This window comes from Verrucosispora sp. WMMD1129, assembly GCF_029581255.1.
Classification (GTDB): Bacteria; Actinomycetota; Actinomycetes; order Mycobacteriales; family Micromonosporaceae; genus Micromonospora; species Micromonospora sediminimaris.
The window spans coordinates 6,220,665-6,236,222 of the sequence record NZ_CP120741.1; the positions used below are offsets into that span (position 1 = coordinate 6,220,665).

A 15,558-nucleotide genomic window follows, 5' to 3' on the forward strand; every position below is an offset into this window, starting at 1 on the left:
GAGGTTCGCGTAGCCGGCGGCCGCGCGTCTATCGGGGGAGGATTTCCACGTAGCCGTCGGTGGCGTGCACCCGGATCCGCTGCCGGTCGGGGATCAGTCGGGTGGCGTCTGCCACCCCGACGACGGCTGGCAGGCCGTACTCCCGGGCGATCACCGCGCCGTGGGTCATCTGCCCGCCGACCTCCGTCACCAGGCCGGCGACGGCGACGAACAGGGGCGTCCAGCTGGGATCGGTGTGGGTGGTGACGAGGATGTCGCCCGGTTCGAGATCGGCCTGGGCCAGATCCAGGATGACCCGGGCGCGCCCTTCCACGGTCCCGGTGGAGACCGGCAGGCCGACCAGGGCGCCGGCCGGCACGTCGTCGCGTCGGTACGCTCCGGCGACGGCCTCACCCTCGGAGGTGAGCACCCGAGGTGGTCGGAGCGCCTGGTACGACCGGAACTCCTCCCGGCGCTGCCGGATGAGCCGGTCGTCGACGTGGTTGGTGCGTACGGCGTCGTGGAACTCGTCGAAGGTGAGGAAGAAGACGTCCTCCTTCTCGCGGATCACCCGTGCCTCGACGAGACGTTCGGCCTCTGCCAGCAGGGCCTGCTTGTAGACGGAGTAGCGGCTGATGATGTCGTACTTCGGGTACTCCCGATAGCCGGCGAAGGTCCGGACCCGGTCGATCATCCGCTTGGTCTCGGTGGCCTTGCGCTCCCCGTCCGGCAGGGCGCGCAGCCGGGACAGCACCTCCTGCGTCTTCTGCTCCGCAGCCTGCCGGCCCTGCTCGAAACGACGCTCGGCGGCGCCCGGCTCGGCGTGCCGGGCGTGTTCCAGTAGTACCGGCAGCAGCGTGGTGGGACGTTCGTGCCACCGTGGCCTGGTGATGTCGATCTCGCCGACGCAGCGCATCCCGTACCGGTCGAGGTACGCCTCGATGGCGTGGCGCGCCTCGGTGCCGCCGGGCAGCCTGGGTAAGTCGTCCAGGAAGCTCTCACTCTCGACGTCATGCAGGAACGCCACCACCTCGGGGTGCGGGCGGATCACATCGGCGACGTCGAGCAGCGCCAGCCCCATCTCCGACGTCACGTTGCCGGGGGCGGAGAGGGTCAGCGTGTCGGCCGCGTTCTTCTCGCCCAGCCACTCCCCGAGGTGGTCGTTGAGCCACCAGGTGGCCTCCATCCCCGCCATGATCGCCTGCATGCTCAGCGGGTCACTGAGGACTCGTTTGTGTTCCTGAAACGCGGTTGTCAGGAAGTCGAACAACGCCGTGCCGGTCTGCGTCCGGATGTCGCGCCGCAGGGCGGCGATGGAGGCTTGGCTGCGCTCGACCAGTCCGGCGACGATGGCCGGGTCCGTGTCGATCGCAGTGACCGCTGGGCCGGCGGCCGGTGCGCCACCGGTCTGCGCCTCGGGCCGCGTCGGGGCGGATGGGTCCGGCCGGTTCGGAATGAAGTCGGGGCGGTCGAGGATGGTCTCCAGCGCATCCCTGACCAGCGGGTCGCCCTTACCCATGAGCTCCAGCAGGGCGGCGCGGGTTGCGGGGGAGGCCAGCCGCTGGGTGACGTCGACGAACAACCTCCCGCCGGCCGCCTGCATCGGTGCCATGGCCGTCAACTGCCACATCGACAGCCCCAGCGGCTTCATGGCATCGGTCATCATCTGCTGATGGCCGACCGAGACGAAGACGTGGTTGTCCTGGTCGCCGGTTGCCGGGACAGGGAACAGCGTCGTGATGGGCCGGCTCTGCACGATCTGGAAGGCGTCGCCGACCAGGCACCACTCGATGTCCTGCGGGCAGCCGAAATGTGCCTCGATCCGCCGCCCGAGCTGCGCGAGCCGTACGACCTGGGTGTCCGTCAGGGTCGGCTGCTCCCGCCGCTGCGGGTCGACCGGCTGTTCCCGCGTACCACCGTCGGGGAGGGCGTGGAGGGCCCGTCGTTTGGTGGCGACCACCCGGGCGACGATCTCGCCGTCGCGCACCGTGAACACGTCGGGGTTCACCAGGCCGGAGACCAGAGCCTCGCCGAGGCCGTAGCTGGCATCCACGGAGGAGACCTTCCGGTTGCCGGTGACCGGGTCGGCGGTGAACAGGATGCCGGCCGCGTCCGGGAAGACCATGCGCTGCACGACAACGGCCATCCGGACCGTACGGTGGTCGACGCCGTTGCGCTGGCGGTAGGTCACCGCCCGCTCGCTGAACAGCGACGCCCAGCACCGGCGGACGTGCTCGACGACCGCGGTCGCGCCCAGCACGTTCAGGTACGTGTCGTGTTGACCGGCGAAGGAGGCCGTCGGCAGGTCCTCGGCGGTCGCGCTGGACCGGACGGCGTACCCGGCCTGCCCGTCGAGTTCCTCGACGGCGGCGGCGATTGCCGCCGCCAGCTCACCCGGCACAGGGACGGCTTCGATGGCGTGCCGGATCTCGGCGCTGCGCGCCCGGATCGCGTCCCGGTCGTCCGGGTCCAGCCGCACCAGCTCATCGAGCCGATCGTCGATCGACGGCACCTCGGCCATGAGCCGTCGGAACGCGGCCGTGGTCACGCAGCAGCCGGCCGGCACCCTGAGGCCGTCGATCCGCGTCAGCAGGCCCAGGTGAACGCCCTTGCCGCCTACGACCCCGAGCTGTGTCTCATCGATGTCCCGCAGGCCCACCACGTACTGCCCGGTCGTCCCGTACGTCGACAGCTCCCGCACGATGTGCCCCCGTTTCTTCGTCGGTGCCGTGTCCGGCCGACGATTGTGCGGCAGAACCCGGGTCTTGCCACAAGCCCCCCGGTGCGCTATACGTTAGGAGTGGCAGGGAGGTGACTCTCTGCCTTTGTCTTTGTCGCCCGTCGCGGGGCTCCACCGCCGACCGGACGGGGGAGGCCCACCATGGATGTCACCTCGCGTCGCGAGCCGGCCCGGACCGGTCTGGACGGGCCGTTGGGTGGCAACGCCGCATCGATGCAGGCCACCGCCCGGGCTCTGGCACAGGTCGAGTCGGCCGTGGCCGTGGTGCTCGTCGAGGGCATCAGCGACCAGATCGCCCTGGAAACGCTTGCGGCCGCTCGTGGCCGCGATCTCGCCGCCGAGCGGATCGTCATCGTTCCGATCGGCGGGGCCCACGCGATCGGTCGCTTCCTGACCAGGCTTGGCCCACCCGGGACCGGTTTGCGCCTCGCCGGCCTCTGCGACCTGCGGGAGGAGGAGATCTTCCGGCGTGGGCTGACCGAGGCTGGTGTCGGTACGCCCCGCACCCGCGCCGAGTTGGCGCAGCTCGGCTTCTTCGTCTGCGTCGACGACCTGGAGGACGAGCTGATCCGTGCCGTCGGCAGTTCGGCTGTCGAGGCCCTCTTCGACACCCAGGGCGACCTGCAGCTGTTCCGTGGGTTCCAGAGCCAGCCCGCCTGGCGCGGCCGGGATCCCGACGCACAGCTGTGGCGGTTTCTGCGCAGCAGTTCTCGCCGCAACCTGCGCTACGCCCGCCTGCTCGTCGAGGCCGCTGTCGCCCGGGACACCGTGCCCCAGCCCCTCGACGCGCTGCTCACCGGCGTGTGATCGGCGTGGCGGCGATGCGCGCTCCGCCGAGGCACGGCCCCTGGCGCGGACGCGTCCGAAAACCGGGCACGTTCTGCCGGTCCCGGTCGGTGGGCTCGTCCAGCACTGACGCCAAGCGGTACTGCCCACAACCGGGCAATCCCCGGACGGGCGCGGAAGAGATTCAGCGTTCCCGGACGCGTTCGGCGATTGCCCGGCCCAGCTCCTCGGTGGTGCCGGTGCCGTGCAGGTCGGGGGTGAGGGGCGCCTCCTCCGGTCCGAGCGCCAGGACGTCCTCGACGGCGCCGAGGAGGTGGGCGGCGGCCTCGGGATGGCCGAGGTGGTCCAGCATCATCGAGCCGCACCAGATCTGGCCGATCGGGTTGGCGATGCCCTGGCCGGCGATGTCCGGCGCGGAGCCGTGCACCGGTTCGAAGAGGCTCGGGTGGCGGCGGTCGGGGTTGATGTTGGCGCTCGGCGCGATGCCGAGCGTGCCGGTGCAGGCCGGGCCGAGGTCGGAGAGGATGTCACCGAAGAGGTTGCTGGCGACGACCACGTCGAACCATTCGGGATGCAGGACGAACTGGGCGGCGAGGGCGTCGATGTGGAACTTGTCGACCCGTACGCGGGGAAACTGCTCGCTCATCGCGGCCACCCGCTCGTCCCAGTACGGCATCGAGATGGCGATGCCGTTGCTCTTGGTGGCTGATGTCAGGTGTCGTCGCGGGCGGTTCTGTGCCTGCTCGAAGGCGAAGCGCAGCACCCGGTCGACGCCGATGCGGGTCATCACCGTCTCCTGGAGCACCGTTTCCCGGTCGGTGCCCTCGAAGATGCGCCCGCCGACGCTTGAGTATTCACCCTCGGTGTTCTCGCGTACCACCAGGAAGTTGATGTCGCCGGGCTCGCGGTCGGCGAGTGGACTGCGGACGCCGGGCATGAGCCGGCAGGGGCGCAGGTTGACGAACTGGTCGAAGGTGCGCCGGAACTGGAGCAGGCTGCCCCAGAGCGAGATGTGGTCGGGCACCACGGTGGGCCAGCCGACCGCGCCGAAGTAGATGGCGTCGAAGGCGCGCAGCGTCTCCTCCCAGTCGGCCGGGAGCATCCTCTGGTGTCGCTGCCAGTACTCAGCGCTGGCGAAACCGAAGTCGGTGAACTCCAGCCGCAGGCCGAAGCGGCCGGCGGTCGCCTCCAGGGCTTCGATCCCGGCCGGCACGACCTCCTTGCCGATCCCGTCGCCGGGGATGACGGCGAGCCGGTGGTTCATCGGGCCCTCCGCAGTGCGTCGAGGCCGCCCTGGGCGTCCGCGATGGCGATACGTTCGGCAGCGGCGGAGTCGCCGGCCCGCAGTGCCCGGACCAGGGCGCGGTGGCTGGTGTAACGCTCCATGCCGAAGGTGTCGTCCTCGGCCACCCGCTGCAACAGCAGTTCCCGCCGCTGAGGGCGGGTGAACACCCGGCTCTGGCCGAGCATCCGGACGAGGACCGGGTTGTGGGCGCAGGAGTTCACCGTCTCGTTGAACTCCACCATGGTGTCGAGCAGGGCGGTGAGGTGCCGCTCGGTCGGCAGGCCCTGGGTGCGGCGCTCCTTGAGCAGGATCAGCAGGTCGTCGGCCCGGTCGAGGATCTCGTCGAGGGCATCGAGCTGGTCGGCCGTGGCATGCCGGGCGGCGAACCGGGCGACCAGGCCGCGCAGGCCGACCTCGACCTCGGCGAGGTCGTCGATGGCGGCGTCACGGATCTCGGCGACCAGCACGGTACGCGGCCCGATGCGCTCGATCAGCCCGTCGGACTCCAGCCGCCGCAGCGCCTCGCGGGCCGGGGTGGGGCTGATCGCCAGGCGTTCGGCCAGGCCGCGCTCGGTCACCTTCTCTCCCGCTGCGAGTTCACCGGCGGCGATGGCGGCGCGGACCTGACGGTACGCCTGATCGGCGAGCGTCTCCGTGACTGTCATGGCCACACCCTAACTCATGCCATTGCCTAAGTTGCATGCAACTGTTGACGAGTTTGCTATAGCAAACTAGCGTGACGCGGCACACGTTACGTGGAGGTGACATGGCCGACATGAAGACTCGCGACGAGGTGTCATACCGGAAGATCACGTTCTTCATCGCCCTCGCGCTGTTCGCGCAGGAGTCGACCTGGAACTTCTACGACAACCAGGTGCCCGTGCTGCTGCGCGAGCACGTCACCAGCGCCGCCCTCGTCGGCGTGCTGATGGGCATGGACAACCTGCTGGGGATCTTCATCCAGCCCTGGATCGGCAACCGGTCGGACAACACCCGGACCCGGTGGGGTCGGCGCATCCCGTACCTGGCGGTGGGCATGCCCCTCGGCGCGTTGTTCTTCCTGCTCCTGCCCTGGACCACCTCGCTGGTCACGCTGGTCGCGGTGATGGTCTGCTACGCGCTTGTCGCGAACACCATGCGACCGCTCGCCGAGGCGCTGACCCCGGACTTCGTCCCGCCGCAGCGACGCGGCCGGACCAACGCCATCGTCAAGATCGCCACTTCGCTGACCATCATCGTGGCGTCGCTGATCAGCCTCCTGGTGGTGGACGACCACCCCCGGGCGGCCTTCGTCATCCCGGCGGCGATCATGCTCGTCGTCACCGCCGTGATCATCACGAAGGTGCGCGACAGCCGATCCCCGGCCTATCAGGCCGCCGTGGCCGAGGACGCGACCGCCGGGCCTGACCAGACGAAGTCGCCACTGTGGCGGGTCGTCACCGAACTGGTCACCAGCCGGGACCGGCGGCGGGTACTGCTGCTGCTCACCGTCTTCCTCTTCGGCGGCGCCTGGTTCGCGTCCCGGTCACTGATGACCCCGTACGGCATGGAGGTGCTCGGCCTGACCCGCGGTGAAGCCGGCGGGCTCACCCTGCCCAGCGGCGTCGCGTACCTGATCGCGGCCTATCCGGCCGCGCTGGCGGCCGAGCGCTTCGGTCGGCTGCGGGTGATCCTGATCGGCATCGCCGTCTTCGCCGCGGCACTCGCGGCCGGCTCCGTCGTGCGGACCCCCACCGGCACGGTCGTGCTGTTCTGTGCCGCCGCCATGGGCGCCGCCGGATTCCTGATCAACGCGGCGGTCGCGTTGTGGAACCTGGCCCCGTCCAGCCGGATGCTCGGCGCCTACACCGGGCTCTACGCGGTCACCTGGTACCTGGGCGGCTTCGCCGGTCCGGCGCTTGTCGGCGCGGCGGTCGACCTGGTCGGTTGGAACTGGATGCTGCTCGACATCGCCGTGCTGGCCACCCTCGCCGGTGTGGTGGTGATCCGGCTGGCCCGCCTGGAACGGGTCCGCGAGACGACCCCCGCCCTGTCACGTTGAGAGAGAGCCGATGCCGACCATCCTGATCACTACCGACTACCTGCGCCCCGGGGACGAGGTGGACACCTACCTCACCGGCCAGGGCTTCACCACGCGGCACGACCCGATGCGCGGGTCGCGCCGGCCGGCGGACCTGATCGCCGCGCTGACCGGTGCCGACGGCGCGCTGATCGCCAACGAGCCGATGACCGAGCAGGTGCTGGCGGCCTCGCCCGGGGTGCGGGCGATCGTGCGCACCGGCGTCGGGTACGACTCGGTGGACGTACCGGCCGCCACCCGTCTCGGCATCAGCGTCAGCAACCTGCCGGGGATCAACGCCAACGCGGTCGCCGAGTACACCATCGCGTTGCTGCTTGCCCAGGCGCGGCATCTGGTCCCGATGGCGGTCGGTGTCGCGGCCGGTGACTGGCCGCGCCAGGACGGGCACGAACTGCGTGGCAAGATCCTCGGCCTGATCGGTCGTGGCGCGGTGGCCCAGCGGGTGCGACCACTCGCCGAGGCGTTCGGCATGACGGTGCTGGGCCACGAGATCCCGCTGGAACACCTGCTCCGAGACGCCGACTACGTGTCGATCCACACCGCGCTGACCCCGCGCACCCGGCACCTGATCGACGCTGCGGCGCTGGCCCGGATGAAGCCGACCGCCCACCTGATCAACACGGCACGCGGGCCGATCGTCGACGTCGTCGCGCTGGCCGAGGCGGTCCGGTCCGGCCGGATCGCCGGGGCGGCCCTCGACGTGGTGGACGTCGAACCGCTGCCCGCCGAGAGCGTGCTGCGCGGAGTCGACGGCATCACCGTCTATTCGCACATGGCCGGCCAGACAACCGAGGCCCGCCGCGACTCGGGCCGGTGCGGGGCGCGCGAACTGGTCGCCGCCCTGGCCGGTAACCCGCGGACCTCCGTCAACGCCCACCTGATCGACCCGGAGCAGAGAAGATGACAGCTGATGTGATCGTTGTCGGGGCCGGCCTGGCCGGGCTCGTCGCCACCGCCGAACTCGTGGACGCCGGGCACCATGTGCTCCTGCTCGATCAGGAGCCCGAGCAGAGTCTCGGCGGCCAGGCGTTCTGGTCGTTCGGTGGCCTGTTCCTTGTCGACTCGCCCGAGCAGCGCCGGATGGGCATCCGCGACTCGCGCGAGCTGGCCTGGCAGGACTGGCTGGGCAACGCCGGTTTCGACCGGCCGGAGGACGAGTGGCCCCGGCGCTGGGCCGAGGCGTACGTCGACTTCGCCGCCGGGGAGAAACGCGCCTGGCTGCGCCAGCTCGGCGTCAAACTGTTCCCGATCGTCGGCTGGGCGGAGCGCGCCAACAACTCGGTGCCCCGCTTCCACATCACCTGGGGTACCGGGCCGGGGCTGCTGGCGCCGTTCGTCGCCAAGGTGCGCGCCGGGAAGGCCACGGTCAAGTTCCGGCACCGGGTAGACGAGATCGTGCGTACCAACGGCGTCGTGTCCGGCGTACGCGGGAAGGTCCTCGAACCGAGTGGCGCGGAACGCGGCACCGCCACCAGCCGGACGGTCGTCGCGGACTTCGAACTGTCCGCGCCGGTGGTGGTCGTGACCTCCGGCGGCATCGGCGGCAACCATGACCTGGTCCGCCGCAACTGGCCGGAGCGGCTCGGCACGCCGCCCACGCACATGATCTCCGGGGTGCCGGCCCACGTGGACGGCCGGATGATCGAGATTGCGGCGGCGGCCGGTGGCGCGGTGGTCAACCCCGACCGGATGTGGCACTACGTGGAGGGCGTGCAGAACTGGAACCCGATCTGGGACGGGCACGGCATCCGTATCCTCCCCGGACCCTCCTCGATCTGGCTGGATGCCCTCGGGCGCCGGCTGCCGGCGGAGCTCTCGCCCGGGCTCGACACCCTCGGCACCCTGGCTCACCTGCGGTCCACCGGGTACGACCACAGCTGGTTCGTGCTGACTCAGAAGATCATCGAGAAGGAGTTCGCGCTCTCCGGCTCGGAGCAGAACCCGGACCTGACCGCGCGCAGCGTCCGCCAGGTGCTCGGCCGGATCCGGGCCGGTGCGCCGGGGCCGGTCGAGGCGTTCAAGAACCACGGCGCGGACTTCGTGGTCGCGTCCGACCTGGACGAACTGGTGAACGGGATGAACGCGCTTACGGAGACGCCGTTGCTGGATCCGGCCGAGGTGCGGCGGGTGGTCGAGGCACGCGACCGGCAACTGGACAACCCGTTCACCAAGGACCTGCAACTCGCCGCGATCCGGAACTTCCGGAACTACCGGGGGGATCGGCTGATGCGGACCGCCCCGCCGCACCGGATCCTCGACCCGAAGGCCGGACCGCTGATCGCCGTACGCCTGCACGTGCTCACCCGCAAGACCCTCGGCGGCCTGCACACCGACCTCGACGGGCGGGTCCTGGACGCCACCGGGCAGCCGGTTCCCGGCCTCTTCGCCGCCGGTGAGGCCAGCGGCTTCGGTGGCGGTGGCATGCACGGCTACCGCGCCCTGGAGGGCACCTTCCTGGGCGGCTGTCTCTTCTCCGGCCGGCAGGCCGGCCGTGCGATCGCCAAGAATTGAGGAACGATGGCCACCAACCCTGACTCCGTACGCATCCTCGTGCCGATCGGCATGCTCGGCGCCGGATTCCCGCCCGAGACCGTCGAACGTGGACTGGCTGTCGGCGCCGACGTGATCGCCGTGGACGGCGGCTCGACCGACTCCGGGCCCTACTACCTGGGCACCGGCACCGCCAAGACCGCCCGCGCCGCGGTCGCCCGCGACCTGCGCCTGCTGCTGCGGGCGGCGGCCACGGCCGGCATTCCGCTGATCGTCGGCTCGTGTGGCACCAGCGGCACCGATGCCGGTGTCGACTGGGTCGCCGGCATCACCCGGGAGATCCTCGCCGCAGAGGGCCTGGACCTGCGGCTGGCCACGATCTACAGCTCACAGCAGGCCGCCGACCTCGATCTGGACCGGATCCGTCCCCTGCCGCCAGCCGGCGACCTCGACCGGGTGACACTGGACAGCTGCACCAACATCGTCGGGATGATGGGCCACGAACCGATCGCCGCGGCCCTGACCGCCGGCGCCGACGTGGTCCTCGCCGGACGGGCCACCGACACCGCCGTGGCCGCCGCCTATCCCTTGCTCAAGGGCATGCCGGCCGGACCCGTCTGGCACGCCGCGAAGATCGTCGAGTGCGGTGGGCAGTGCACCACGAACCCGCGTGCGGGTGGTGTGCTGGCCACCGTGGACGCGACCGGTTTCACAATCGAGCCGCTCGATCCGAGCAATGCCTGCACACCCACCTCGGTAGCGGCGCACATGCTCTACGAGACGGTAAACCCGTTCACCATGCGCGAGCCGGCCGGCACCATCGAGGTCGGCGACGCGGTCTACCGCGCTCTGGACGAGCGGCGCGTCCGTGTCGAGGGTTCCCGGTTCGAGCCCGCCGCGCAGCACACCATCAAGCTGGAGGGCGCCCGGATCACCGGGTACGAGACGATGTCGTTCACCGCCATTCGTGACCCGCACATCCTCGGCCAGATCGACACCTGGACCGCCCTGCTCCGCAAGATGATCATCGAGTGGGTTGCCGGGACCATCGGGCTGGGCGAGGGCGACTACAGCTTCGACATCCGCCGTTACGGGTACGACGCGATCCTCGGCGACCTCGACCCGGCCACCGGCCCGCCCCGCGAGGCGGGCGTGATGCTCCTGGTGCGTGCGGCGGACCAGGCGACCGCGACCGCGGTCGCGAAGGTCGCCAACCCGCTGATGCTGCACCTGCCCACGCCGGACATGGACTACCTGCCCAGCCTCGCCTTCGCCACGTCACCGGCCGAGACGGAACGCGGAGCGGTGTACGAGTTCGTGCTCAACCACGTCGTCGAGGTGTCGTCGCCGACCAGCCTGTTCCGCGTCTGCCTGGAGGACAACCGATGACCGTGGTCGCCGATCTCGCGCTGGAGGTCCGGTCCAAGAACGCCGGTCCGTTCTGGGTGACGATGGAGGTGTTCGCCCGCGACGCCGACGCCTACGCGGTGGTCGCTGATCCAGCGTTCCTGGACGCCTCGGTGATCGCCCGCCTCTACGGCGTCCCGGCGCAGGACGTCCAGTTCTACCGGATTCCGTCGCTCAACGTCGTGAAGATCTCGTTTCCGCGGCCGGTGGTGCAGGGCAGCCTGCGCGACCACGACATCCACGCCGGGCAGCACCATGTGCCGCTGGCGATGCTGGCCGTCCCACCCGTCACCTGACAGCGCGGCCGGATCCCGGCAAAGCCGGGGGAATCTACCGATTCAAGTTTCGGCTGGTCGTGCTGAAGTTGGTCATCGGCGGCAAGCGGTGCCGCGGCGGAGGGATGACCTATGGAGATCCTCAGGAGGCTGGCCCAGGCTGCGGTCGTCGGTGGGGTGCTCGCCATGCTCGTGGCGTGTGGGAGCGATGCCGGCTCAGGTTCTTCGACGCCGGGGGCGGCTCCGGGCGCGGCGGACAGCGTCGACGGTGCCGCGCCGGACGACGACGCCGGGTCGCTGACCGAGCCGAAGGGTGAGGAGTGTGAACGCCTCACCACGGACGAGGTCGCGGACGCGATCGGGGCGCACGACGGCGGGCAGCACGACTACCAACTCGGCGGTTGCGTGTGGACGGCGACCTCCGGTGGTGAGGCGATCCACGCGTCGGTGCTGTCCAAGGACGAGTACGAGGCGGTGGCCGAGATCGGGGAACCGGTGAGCGGATCCGCCGACGGGGCCGTCTACGACGAGATCCATGGCGAGCTGTGGTTCCCGTGCGGCAGCGGTGAGTTCTGCGGCATCAAGGCCGACATCGGTGACTCGGGCCGGCGCAAGGAGGTCGCGTTGCGGATGGGCACGGTCCTGCAAGGCCGGGTGTAGCCCCCGCCGCCCGGGGTGGCGCTACCGCCCGACGCGCCGACGCGCCCGGCTCGCCCGGTCAGACCTGAGTCTGGACCGGGCGAGCCGGGCGCGTCGAGGAACTGCCGCCGCTTCCGCTGACGGATCAGCCCTTCACGGCTCCGGTCAGCCCGCCGACGATCCGGCGTTGGAACAGGCTGAAGAAGACCAGCGCCGGGATCATCGAAAGAGAGGTGAACGCCAGGACCTTGGCCGTGTCGACCGAGTACTCCGAGGCGAACGCCTGCACGCCGAGGGGCAGCGTGAAGGTCTCCTCCCGGTTCAGGATGAACAGCGGCAGCAGGTATCCGTTCCAACTCTGGATGAAGGTCAGGATGGCCACGGTGATGACGCCCGGCATGGCCAGCGGGAGCACCATCCGCCAGAAGAAGCCCAGTCGGCTGCAACCGTCGATCGACGCGGCCTCCTGGATCTCGTCGGGGATCGCCCGTACGAACGGGACCAGGATGATGATGGTCAACGGAATGCCGAACCCGATCTGCGGCAGGATCACCCCCGGCAGCGTGTTCATCAGCCCGAGGTTCTTGACCAGGATGTACAGCGGGGTGATCGCCACCGTCAGCGGGAACATCAGACCGGCGGCGAACAGCGCGTACATCGCCCCCCGCCCCCAGAAGCGGTAGCGCGCGATGATGAAACTGGTCATCAGACCGAGCGTCACCACCCCCGCCGTGGTGGCCAGGGCCACGATTGTGGAGTTGAAGACCTGCTGCCAGAAGGTGCTCCCGGTCAGCACGTCGAGGTAGTTCTGGGTCTGCCAGGTGGTGGGCAGCCCGGCCGGGTCGGTGGTGATCTCCGCGTTGGTACGGAAGCCGCCCAGGATGATGTAGACCACCGGGGCCAGCATCGTCGCGATGAGCAGCAGCGCGATGAAGTACACCGACGGGTCCGTCCAGCTGAACGGCTTCCTGGACCGGGATGACCTGCGCGGCGCCCGGCGCCCCGCTACGGCGGTCACGGCCATCAGCGCCTCCCTCCGGTGATCGCGCCCTCGGTGTCCCGGCGCAGGATGAACCGCTGGTACAGCAGGGCCGCGAAGAGCGAGATGAAGAACAGGACCACGGCGACCGCGTTGCCGTACCCGTACTCTCCCGCGTTTCGTCCGTTGGCCACCATGTAGGTGGCCATCGTCGACGTCCCCGCCGTCGCCGCAACGTACTGGCCCCAGATGATGTAGACCAGGTCGAACAGTTGCAGGGCGCCGATCATCGACAGGAAGGCCCAGATGCGGATCGTCGGCCCGAGCAGCGGCAGTGTGATGCGTCGCTGGATCTGCCAGTACGACGCCCCGTCGATCGCCGCGGCCTCCGTCAGCTCCTCCGGGATGCCCTGTAGCCCGGCGAGGAAGAGGATGACGGCAAAGCCGATGTACTTCCAGGTGAGGATGCCCATCAGCGTCCACATGGCGATCTTCGGATCGGAGAGCCAGTCGTTCTGCAGCCAGCCGAGCCCGATCTTCTCGAGGACGGCGTTGACCACGCCCTCCCCGTGCAGCATCAGGCTCCAGCCGGTGCCGACGACCACCTCGGCGATGACGTACGGGATGAAGACCAGCACCCGGATCAGCGTCTGCCCCCACATCTGCCGGTTCAGCAGCAGGGCGAGCAGGATGGCCGCCGGCCCCTGGAGCAGCAGGGACAGCACCACGATGATGCCGTTGTGGCGCAGCGCGTCGATGAAGGTGCTGTCTTCGAAGATCAGCAGGTAGTTGCGGAATCCGACGAAGTCCTCAGCCGGCCCGTAGCCCTGCCAGCTGAAGAAGCCGTAGTAGGCGGCCATGGCCACGGGCAGGATGACGAACGACAGGAACACGATAAGTGTCGGCCCCGTCATCAGCGCGATTTCCAGCCGGGCCGGCCAGCCGATGCCCTTGCGTCGGCGGCGCCGGGCCGGGGGCGACACGACCGGCGTGTCACCCCCGACCTTCGTCAGACCCGGTGACGGGTCCGGCGCGAGCCGTACGCTCTCGTGTTGCGTTTCAGACATGGCGTTCGGACTACTGCGCCCTCTTGGCGGCGGCCTTGACCGCGTCGACGATGCTCTGCGGGTCCCCCTTGCCGGCCAGCATGTTCACCACAGCGGTGTTCAGGGCGTTGCCGACGTTCTGCCCGTAGACCGTGTCGAGCCACTGCGAGACGAACGGCGCCTGGTTGTAGGCGGCGAGAATGGACTGCAGGTGCGGCTCGGTGACGGCGGCCTGGGCCTCGCTGTTGACCGGCGGCGCGTTGAACGCCTCGTAGTAGGCCTTCTGCACGTCGGTCTTCGCGATGTAGTTCAGGAAGGCGGTGCACTCGGCCTTGGGAGCCTGGGCCGAGCAGGAGTAGCCGTCGACACCGCCGAGGATCGCGCCGGGCTGACCGGCACCGCCCTCGATGCTGGGGAAGGGGAACCAGCCCAGGTCGGGCAGCGGCTTCTGGTCCGGGGTCAGGGAGGCGATGACGCCGGGGTTCCAGGCGCCCATCAGCTCCATCGCCGCCTTCTTGTTGGCGAGCAGACCGGCCGAACTGCCGGCGCCCTGCTGAGCGGAGGTGGTCAGGAAGCCGTTGTTGAACGGCTCGGACGCGGCGAAGTTCTGCACGTCCTGACCGGCCTTGAGCCAGCAGGGGTCGTCGAAGGTCATCGTCTGACCGGCCTGGGTGATGGTCTCCGAGCTGCACTCACGCAGCGCGAAGAAGTAGTAGTAGAAGGCGGCCGGCCAGGCGTCCTTTGCGCCGAGGGCGATCGGCTGGACGTTCGCCGCCTTCAGCTTGGTCACGGCCTCCTGAAGCTCGGTGAGGGAGGCCGGGGGCTGGTTGATGCCCGCCTTGGCGAACAGGTCCTTGCTGTAGAAGAAGCCGCCGGGCAGGACGGCCACCGGCATCGCGTAGACCTTGCCCTCGATCGTCTGCGCCGTGAACGACCCCTCGGAGATCACCTTCTTGGTGTCGTCGGTGATCGAGTCGGTGAGGTCCATCAGCTGGCCGGCCTTGACCATCGCGGCCATCTTGCCGCCGCCACGCTGCATGAACACGTCGGGGGCGTCGCCGGAGTTGAGGGCGGTCTGGAGCTTGCCGTCCAGGTCCTCGTTCTGGATTGACTGAATCTCGATCTTCACGTTCTGGTTGGCGGCCTCGAAGTCCGCGACCGTCTTCTCCCAGAATGCCTTGCCCGGCCCGGTGCTGGCGTTGTGCCAGAAGCTCATCGTGACCGAGCCGTCGCTGTTACGACCGTCCGAGTCGTCGCCGCCGCAGGCCGCCGTCGCCAGGACGCCCGTCGCCAGGGCTACCGACACAGCCAGTAGTTTTCTCGCCCTCATCAATCTTCCTCTCTGCCAAGTCCGCCAACCTGAAACAACCCTGCGAACGAGCCGAAGGCCAGCACGTGCGCCGTGGCGGCGCCGAAGGGGTGTTTCCTGTCGACAGGCACTGGTCCGGGCTCGCCTCGCGGTCACCTCGCGATCAACCTCGGAGTGACCCAGGCCACCGACGGCCAAAACGGTCGCAGACTTGTCCGAAAAAAACAAGACACGTTTCCGAAACTTCCGTGACCTGAAGTCGGGGGTGACGACGTCGCTGGTCAGCCGGGTTTATCGGTGGCGGTAGCAGGGCGGCTACGAACGTGGCTCTGCGTGACAGGCTGTTTGCGCTAACAAACACTGGTCGGTTACGGGGTCCGAATCGTCCGGAAGCTGGGCTGGGAGCCCCGCCGCACCGCTTCGGCAACCTGGTAGCTCGCATCCTGGTCCCGGAAAAATCCCGGTAGGGACTCCGGGTGCCATCGTCGGGCTCACCCGCGAGGAATCGTTGTGGGCCCGTTACGAAGGCGATACCGAACCACG

13 protein-coding genes are annotated in these 15,558 nt (G+C 69.4%); 7 read left to right on the plus strand and 6 right to left on the minus strand.

The genetic code is table 11. From position 1 onward, the window contains the following. Positions 1–28 precede the first annotated feature (28 nt). The gene (gene rph / locus O7624_RS28835) at positions 29–2,680 is read right to left on the minus strand and encodes a rifamycin-inactivating phosphotransferase (RefSeq protein WP_282238107.1); all 2,652 of its coding nucleotides are present in this window, start codon (positions 2,678–2,680) and stop codon (positions 29–31) included. 180 nt (positions 2,681–2,860) lie between these two features. Here rph and O7624_RS28840 point away from each other — a divergent pair, with 180 nt between their 5' ends. Next, on the plus strand, positions 2,861–3,526 hold the full coding sequence (locus tag O7624_RS28840; protein ID WP_282238108.1) for an ATP-dependent endonuclease: 666 nt from the start codon (positions 2,861–2,863) through the stop codon (positions 3,524–3,526). A 163-nt stretch (positions 3,527–3,689) separates the two neighbouring features. On the opposite strand, the gene O7624_RS28845 is transcribed toward O7624_RS28840, so the two are convergent. Both O7624_RS28845 and O7624_RS28850 read right to left on the minus strand, forming a co-directional pair. Next, on the minus strand, positions 3,690–4,769 hold the full coding sequence (locus O7624_RS28845; protein ID WP_282238109.1) for a tartrate dehydrogenase: 1,080 nt from the start codon (positions 4,767–4,769) through the stop codon (positions 3,690–3,692). Then, entirely contained in the window at positions 4,766–5,455 is a 690-nt protein-coding gene (locus O7624_RS28850) for a GntR family transcriptional regulator (RefSeq protein ID WP_282238110.1), read from the minus strand. The genes O7624_RS28845 and O7624_RS28850 overlap by 4 nt, the downstream gene beginning before the upstream one ends. A 101-nt stretch (positions 5,456–5,556) precedes the next feature. Here O7624_RS28850 and O7624_RS28855 point away from each other — a divergent pair, with 101 nt between their 5' ends. The 6 genes from O7624_RS28855 to O7624_RS28880 all read left to right on the plus strand — a co-directional run bounded on the left by O7624_RS28855 (position 5,557) and on the right by O7624_RS28880 (position 11,702). Beyond that, on the plus strand, positions 5,557–6,831 hold the full coding sequence (locus O7624_RS28855) for an MFS transporter (protein WP_282238111.1): 1,275 nt from the start codon (positions 5,557–5,559) through the stop codon (positions 6,829–6,831). Positions 6,832–6,841: 10 nt separating this feature from the next. Next, a complete protein-coding gene (locus O7624_RS28860) occupies positions 6,842–7,774 on the plus strand; it encodes an NAD(P)-dependent oxidoreductase (RefSeq protein ID WP_282238112.1) in 933 nt (310 codons plus the stop codon). Continuing rightward, a complete protein-coding gene (locus tag O7624_RS28865) occupies positions 7,771–9,381 on the plus strand; it encodes an FAD-binding dehydrogenase (RefSeq protein WP_282238113.1) in 1,611 nt (536 codons plus the stop codon). Before O7624_RS28860 ends, O7624_RS28865 begins: the two co-directional genes overlap by 4 nt. Positions 9,382–9,387: 6 nt before the next feature. Then, a complete protein-coding gene (locus O7624_RS28870; protein ID WP_282238114.1) occupies positions 9,388–10,749 on the plus strand; it encodes an acyclic terpene utilization AtuA family protein in 1,362 nt (453 codons plus the stop codon). Beyond that, complete coding sequence (locus tag O7624_RS28875) at positions 10,746–11,063, plus strand: DUF4387 domain-containing protein (RefSeq protein WP_093406998.1); 318 nt, start codon at positions 10,746–10,748, stop codon at positions 11,061–11,063. Before O7624_RS28870 ends, O7624_RS28875 begins: the two co-directional genes overlap by 4 nt. 111 nt (positions 11,064–11,174) lie before the next feature. Then, the gene (locus tag O7624_RS28880; protein ID WP_282238115.1) at positions 11,175–11,702 is read left to right on the plus strand and encodes a hypothetical protein; all 528 of its coding nucleotides are present in this window, start codon (positions 11,175–11,177) and stop codon (positions 11,700–11,702) included. Positions 11,703–11,826: 124 nt separating this feature from the next. Here O7624_RS28880 and O7624_RS28885 read toward each other — a convergent pair whose 3' ends face one another. The 3 genes from O7624_RS28885 to O7624_RS28895 are packed head-to-tail and all read right to left on the minus strand — an operon-like array spanning position 11,827 to position 15,036. Next, a complete protein-coding gene (locus O7624_RS28885; protein WP_093406993.1) occupies positions 11,827–12,705 on the minus strand; it encodes a carbohydrate ABC transporter permease in 879 nt (292 codons plus the stop codon). Beyond that, positions 12,705–13,727 (minus strand): sugar ABC transporter permease, encoded by a 1,023-nt coding sequence (locus O7624_RS28890; RefSeq protein ID WP_093406991.1) that lies wholly within the window; start codon positions 13,725–13,727, stop codon positions 12,705–12,707. The genes O7624_RS28885 and O7624_RS28890 overlap by 1 nt, the downstream gene beginning before the upstream one ends. A 10-nt stretch (positions 13,728–13,737) precedes the next feature. Continuing rightward, positions 13,738–15,036, minus strand: a complete 1,299-nt coding sequence (locus O7624_RS28895; RefSeq protein WP_093406988.1) for an extracellular solute-binding protein — start codon at positions 15,034–15,036, stop codon at positions 13,738–13,740. Between the last annotated feature and the right edge of the window lie 522 nt (positions 15,037–15,558).

What these genes read in the sequence shown, in the direction of transcription:
- O7624_RS28840 (WP_282238108.1), top strand. Translation starts at nt 2,861, where the DNA reads ATGGATGTCACCTCGCGTCGCGAGCCGGCCCGGACCGGTCTGGACGGG.
- O7624_RS28845 (WP_282238109.1), bottom strand. Translation starts at nt 4,769, where the DNA reads ATGAACCACCGGCTCGCCGTCATCCCCGGCGACGGGATCGGCAAGGAG.
- O7624_RS28850 (WP_282238110.1), bottom strand. Translation starts at nt 5,455, where the DNA reads ATGACAGTCACGGAGACGCTCGCCGATCAGGCGTACCGTCAGGTCCGC.
- O7624_RS28855 (WP_282238111.1), top strand. Translation starts at nt 5,557, where the DNA reads ATGGCCGACATGAAGACTCGCGACGAGGTGTCATACCGGAAGATCACG.
- O7624_RS28860 (WP_282238112.1), top strand. Translation starts at nt 6,842, where the DNA reads ATGCCGACCATCCTGATCACTACCGACTACCTGCGCCCCGGGGACGAG.
- O7624_RS28865 (WP_282238113.1), top strand. Translation starts at nt 7,771, where the DNA reads ATGACAGCTGATGTGATCGTTGTCGGGGCCGGCCTGGCCGGGCTCGTC.
- O7624_RS28870 (WP_282238114.1), top strand. Translation starts at nt 9,388, where the DNA reads ATGGCCACCAACCCTGACTCCGTACGCATCCTCGTGCCGATCGGCATG.
- O7624_RS28875 (WP_093406998.1), top strand. Translation starts at nt 10,746, where the DNA reads ATGACCGTGGTCGCCGATCTCGCGCTGGAGGTCCGGTCCAAGAACGCC.
- O7624_RS28880 (WP_282238115.1), top strand. Translation starts at nt 11,175, where the DNA reads ATGGAGATCCTCAGGAGGCTGGCCCAGGCTGCGGTCGTCGGTGGGGTG.
- O7624_RS28885 (WP_093406993.1), bottom strand. Translation starts at nt 12,705, where the DNA reads ATGGCCGTGACCGCCGTAGCGGGGCGCCGGGCGCCGCGCAGGTCATCC.
- O7624_RS28890 (WP_093406991.1), bottom strand. Translation starts at nt 13,727, where the DNA reads ATGTCTGAAACGCAACACGAGAGCGTACGGCTCGCGCCGGACCCGTCA.
- O7624_RS28895 (WP_093406988.1), bottom strand. Translation starts at nt 15,036, where the DNA reads ATGAGGGCGAGAAAACTACTGGCTGTGTCGGTAGCCCTGGCGACGGGC.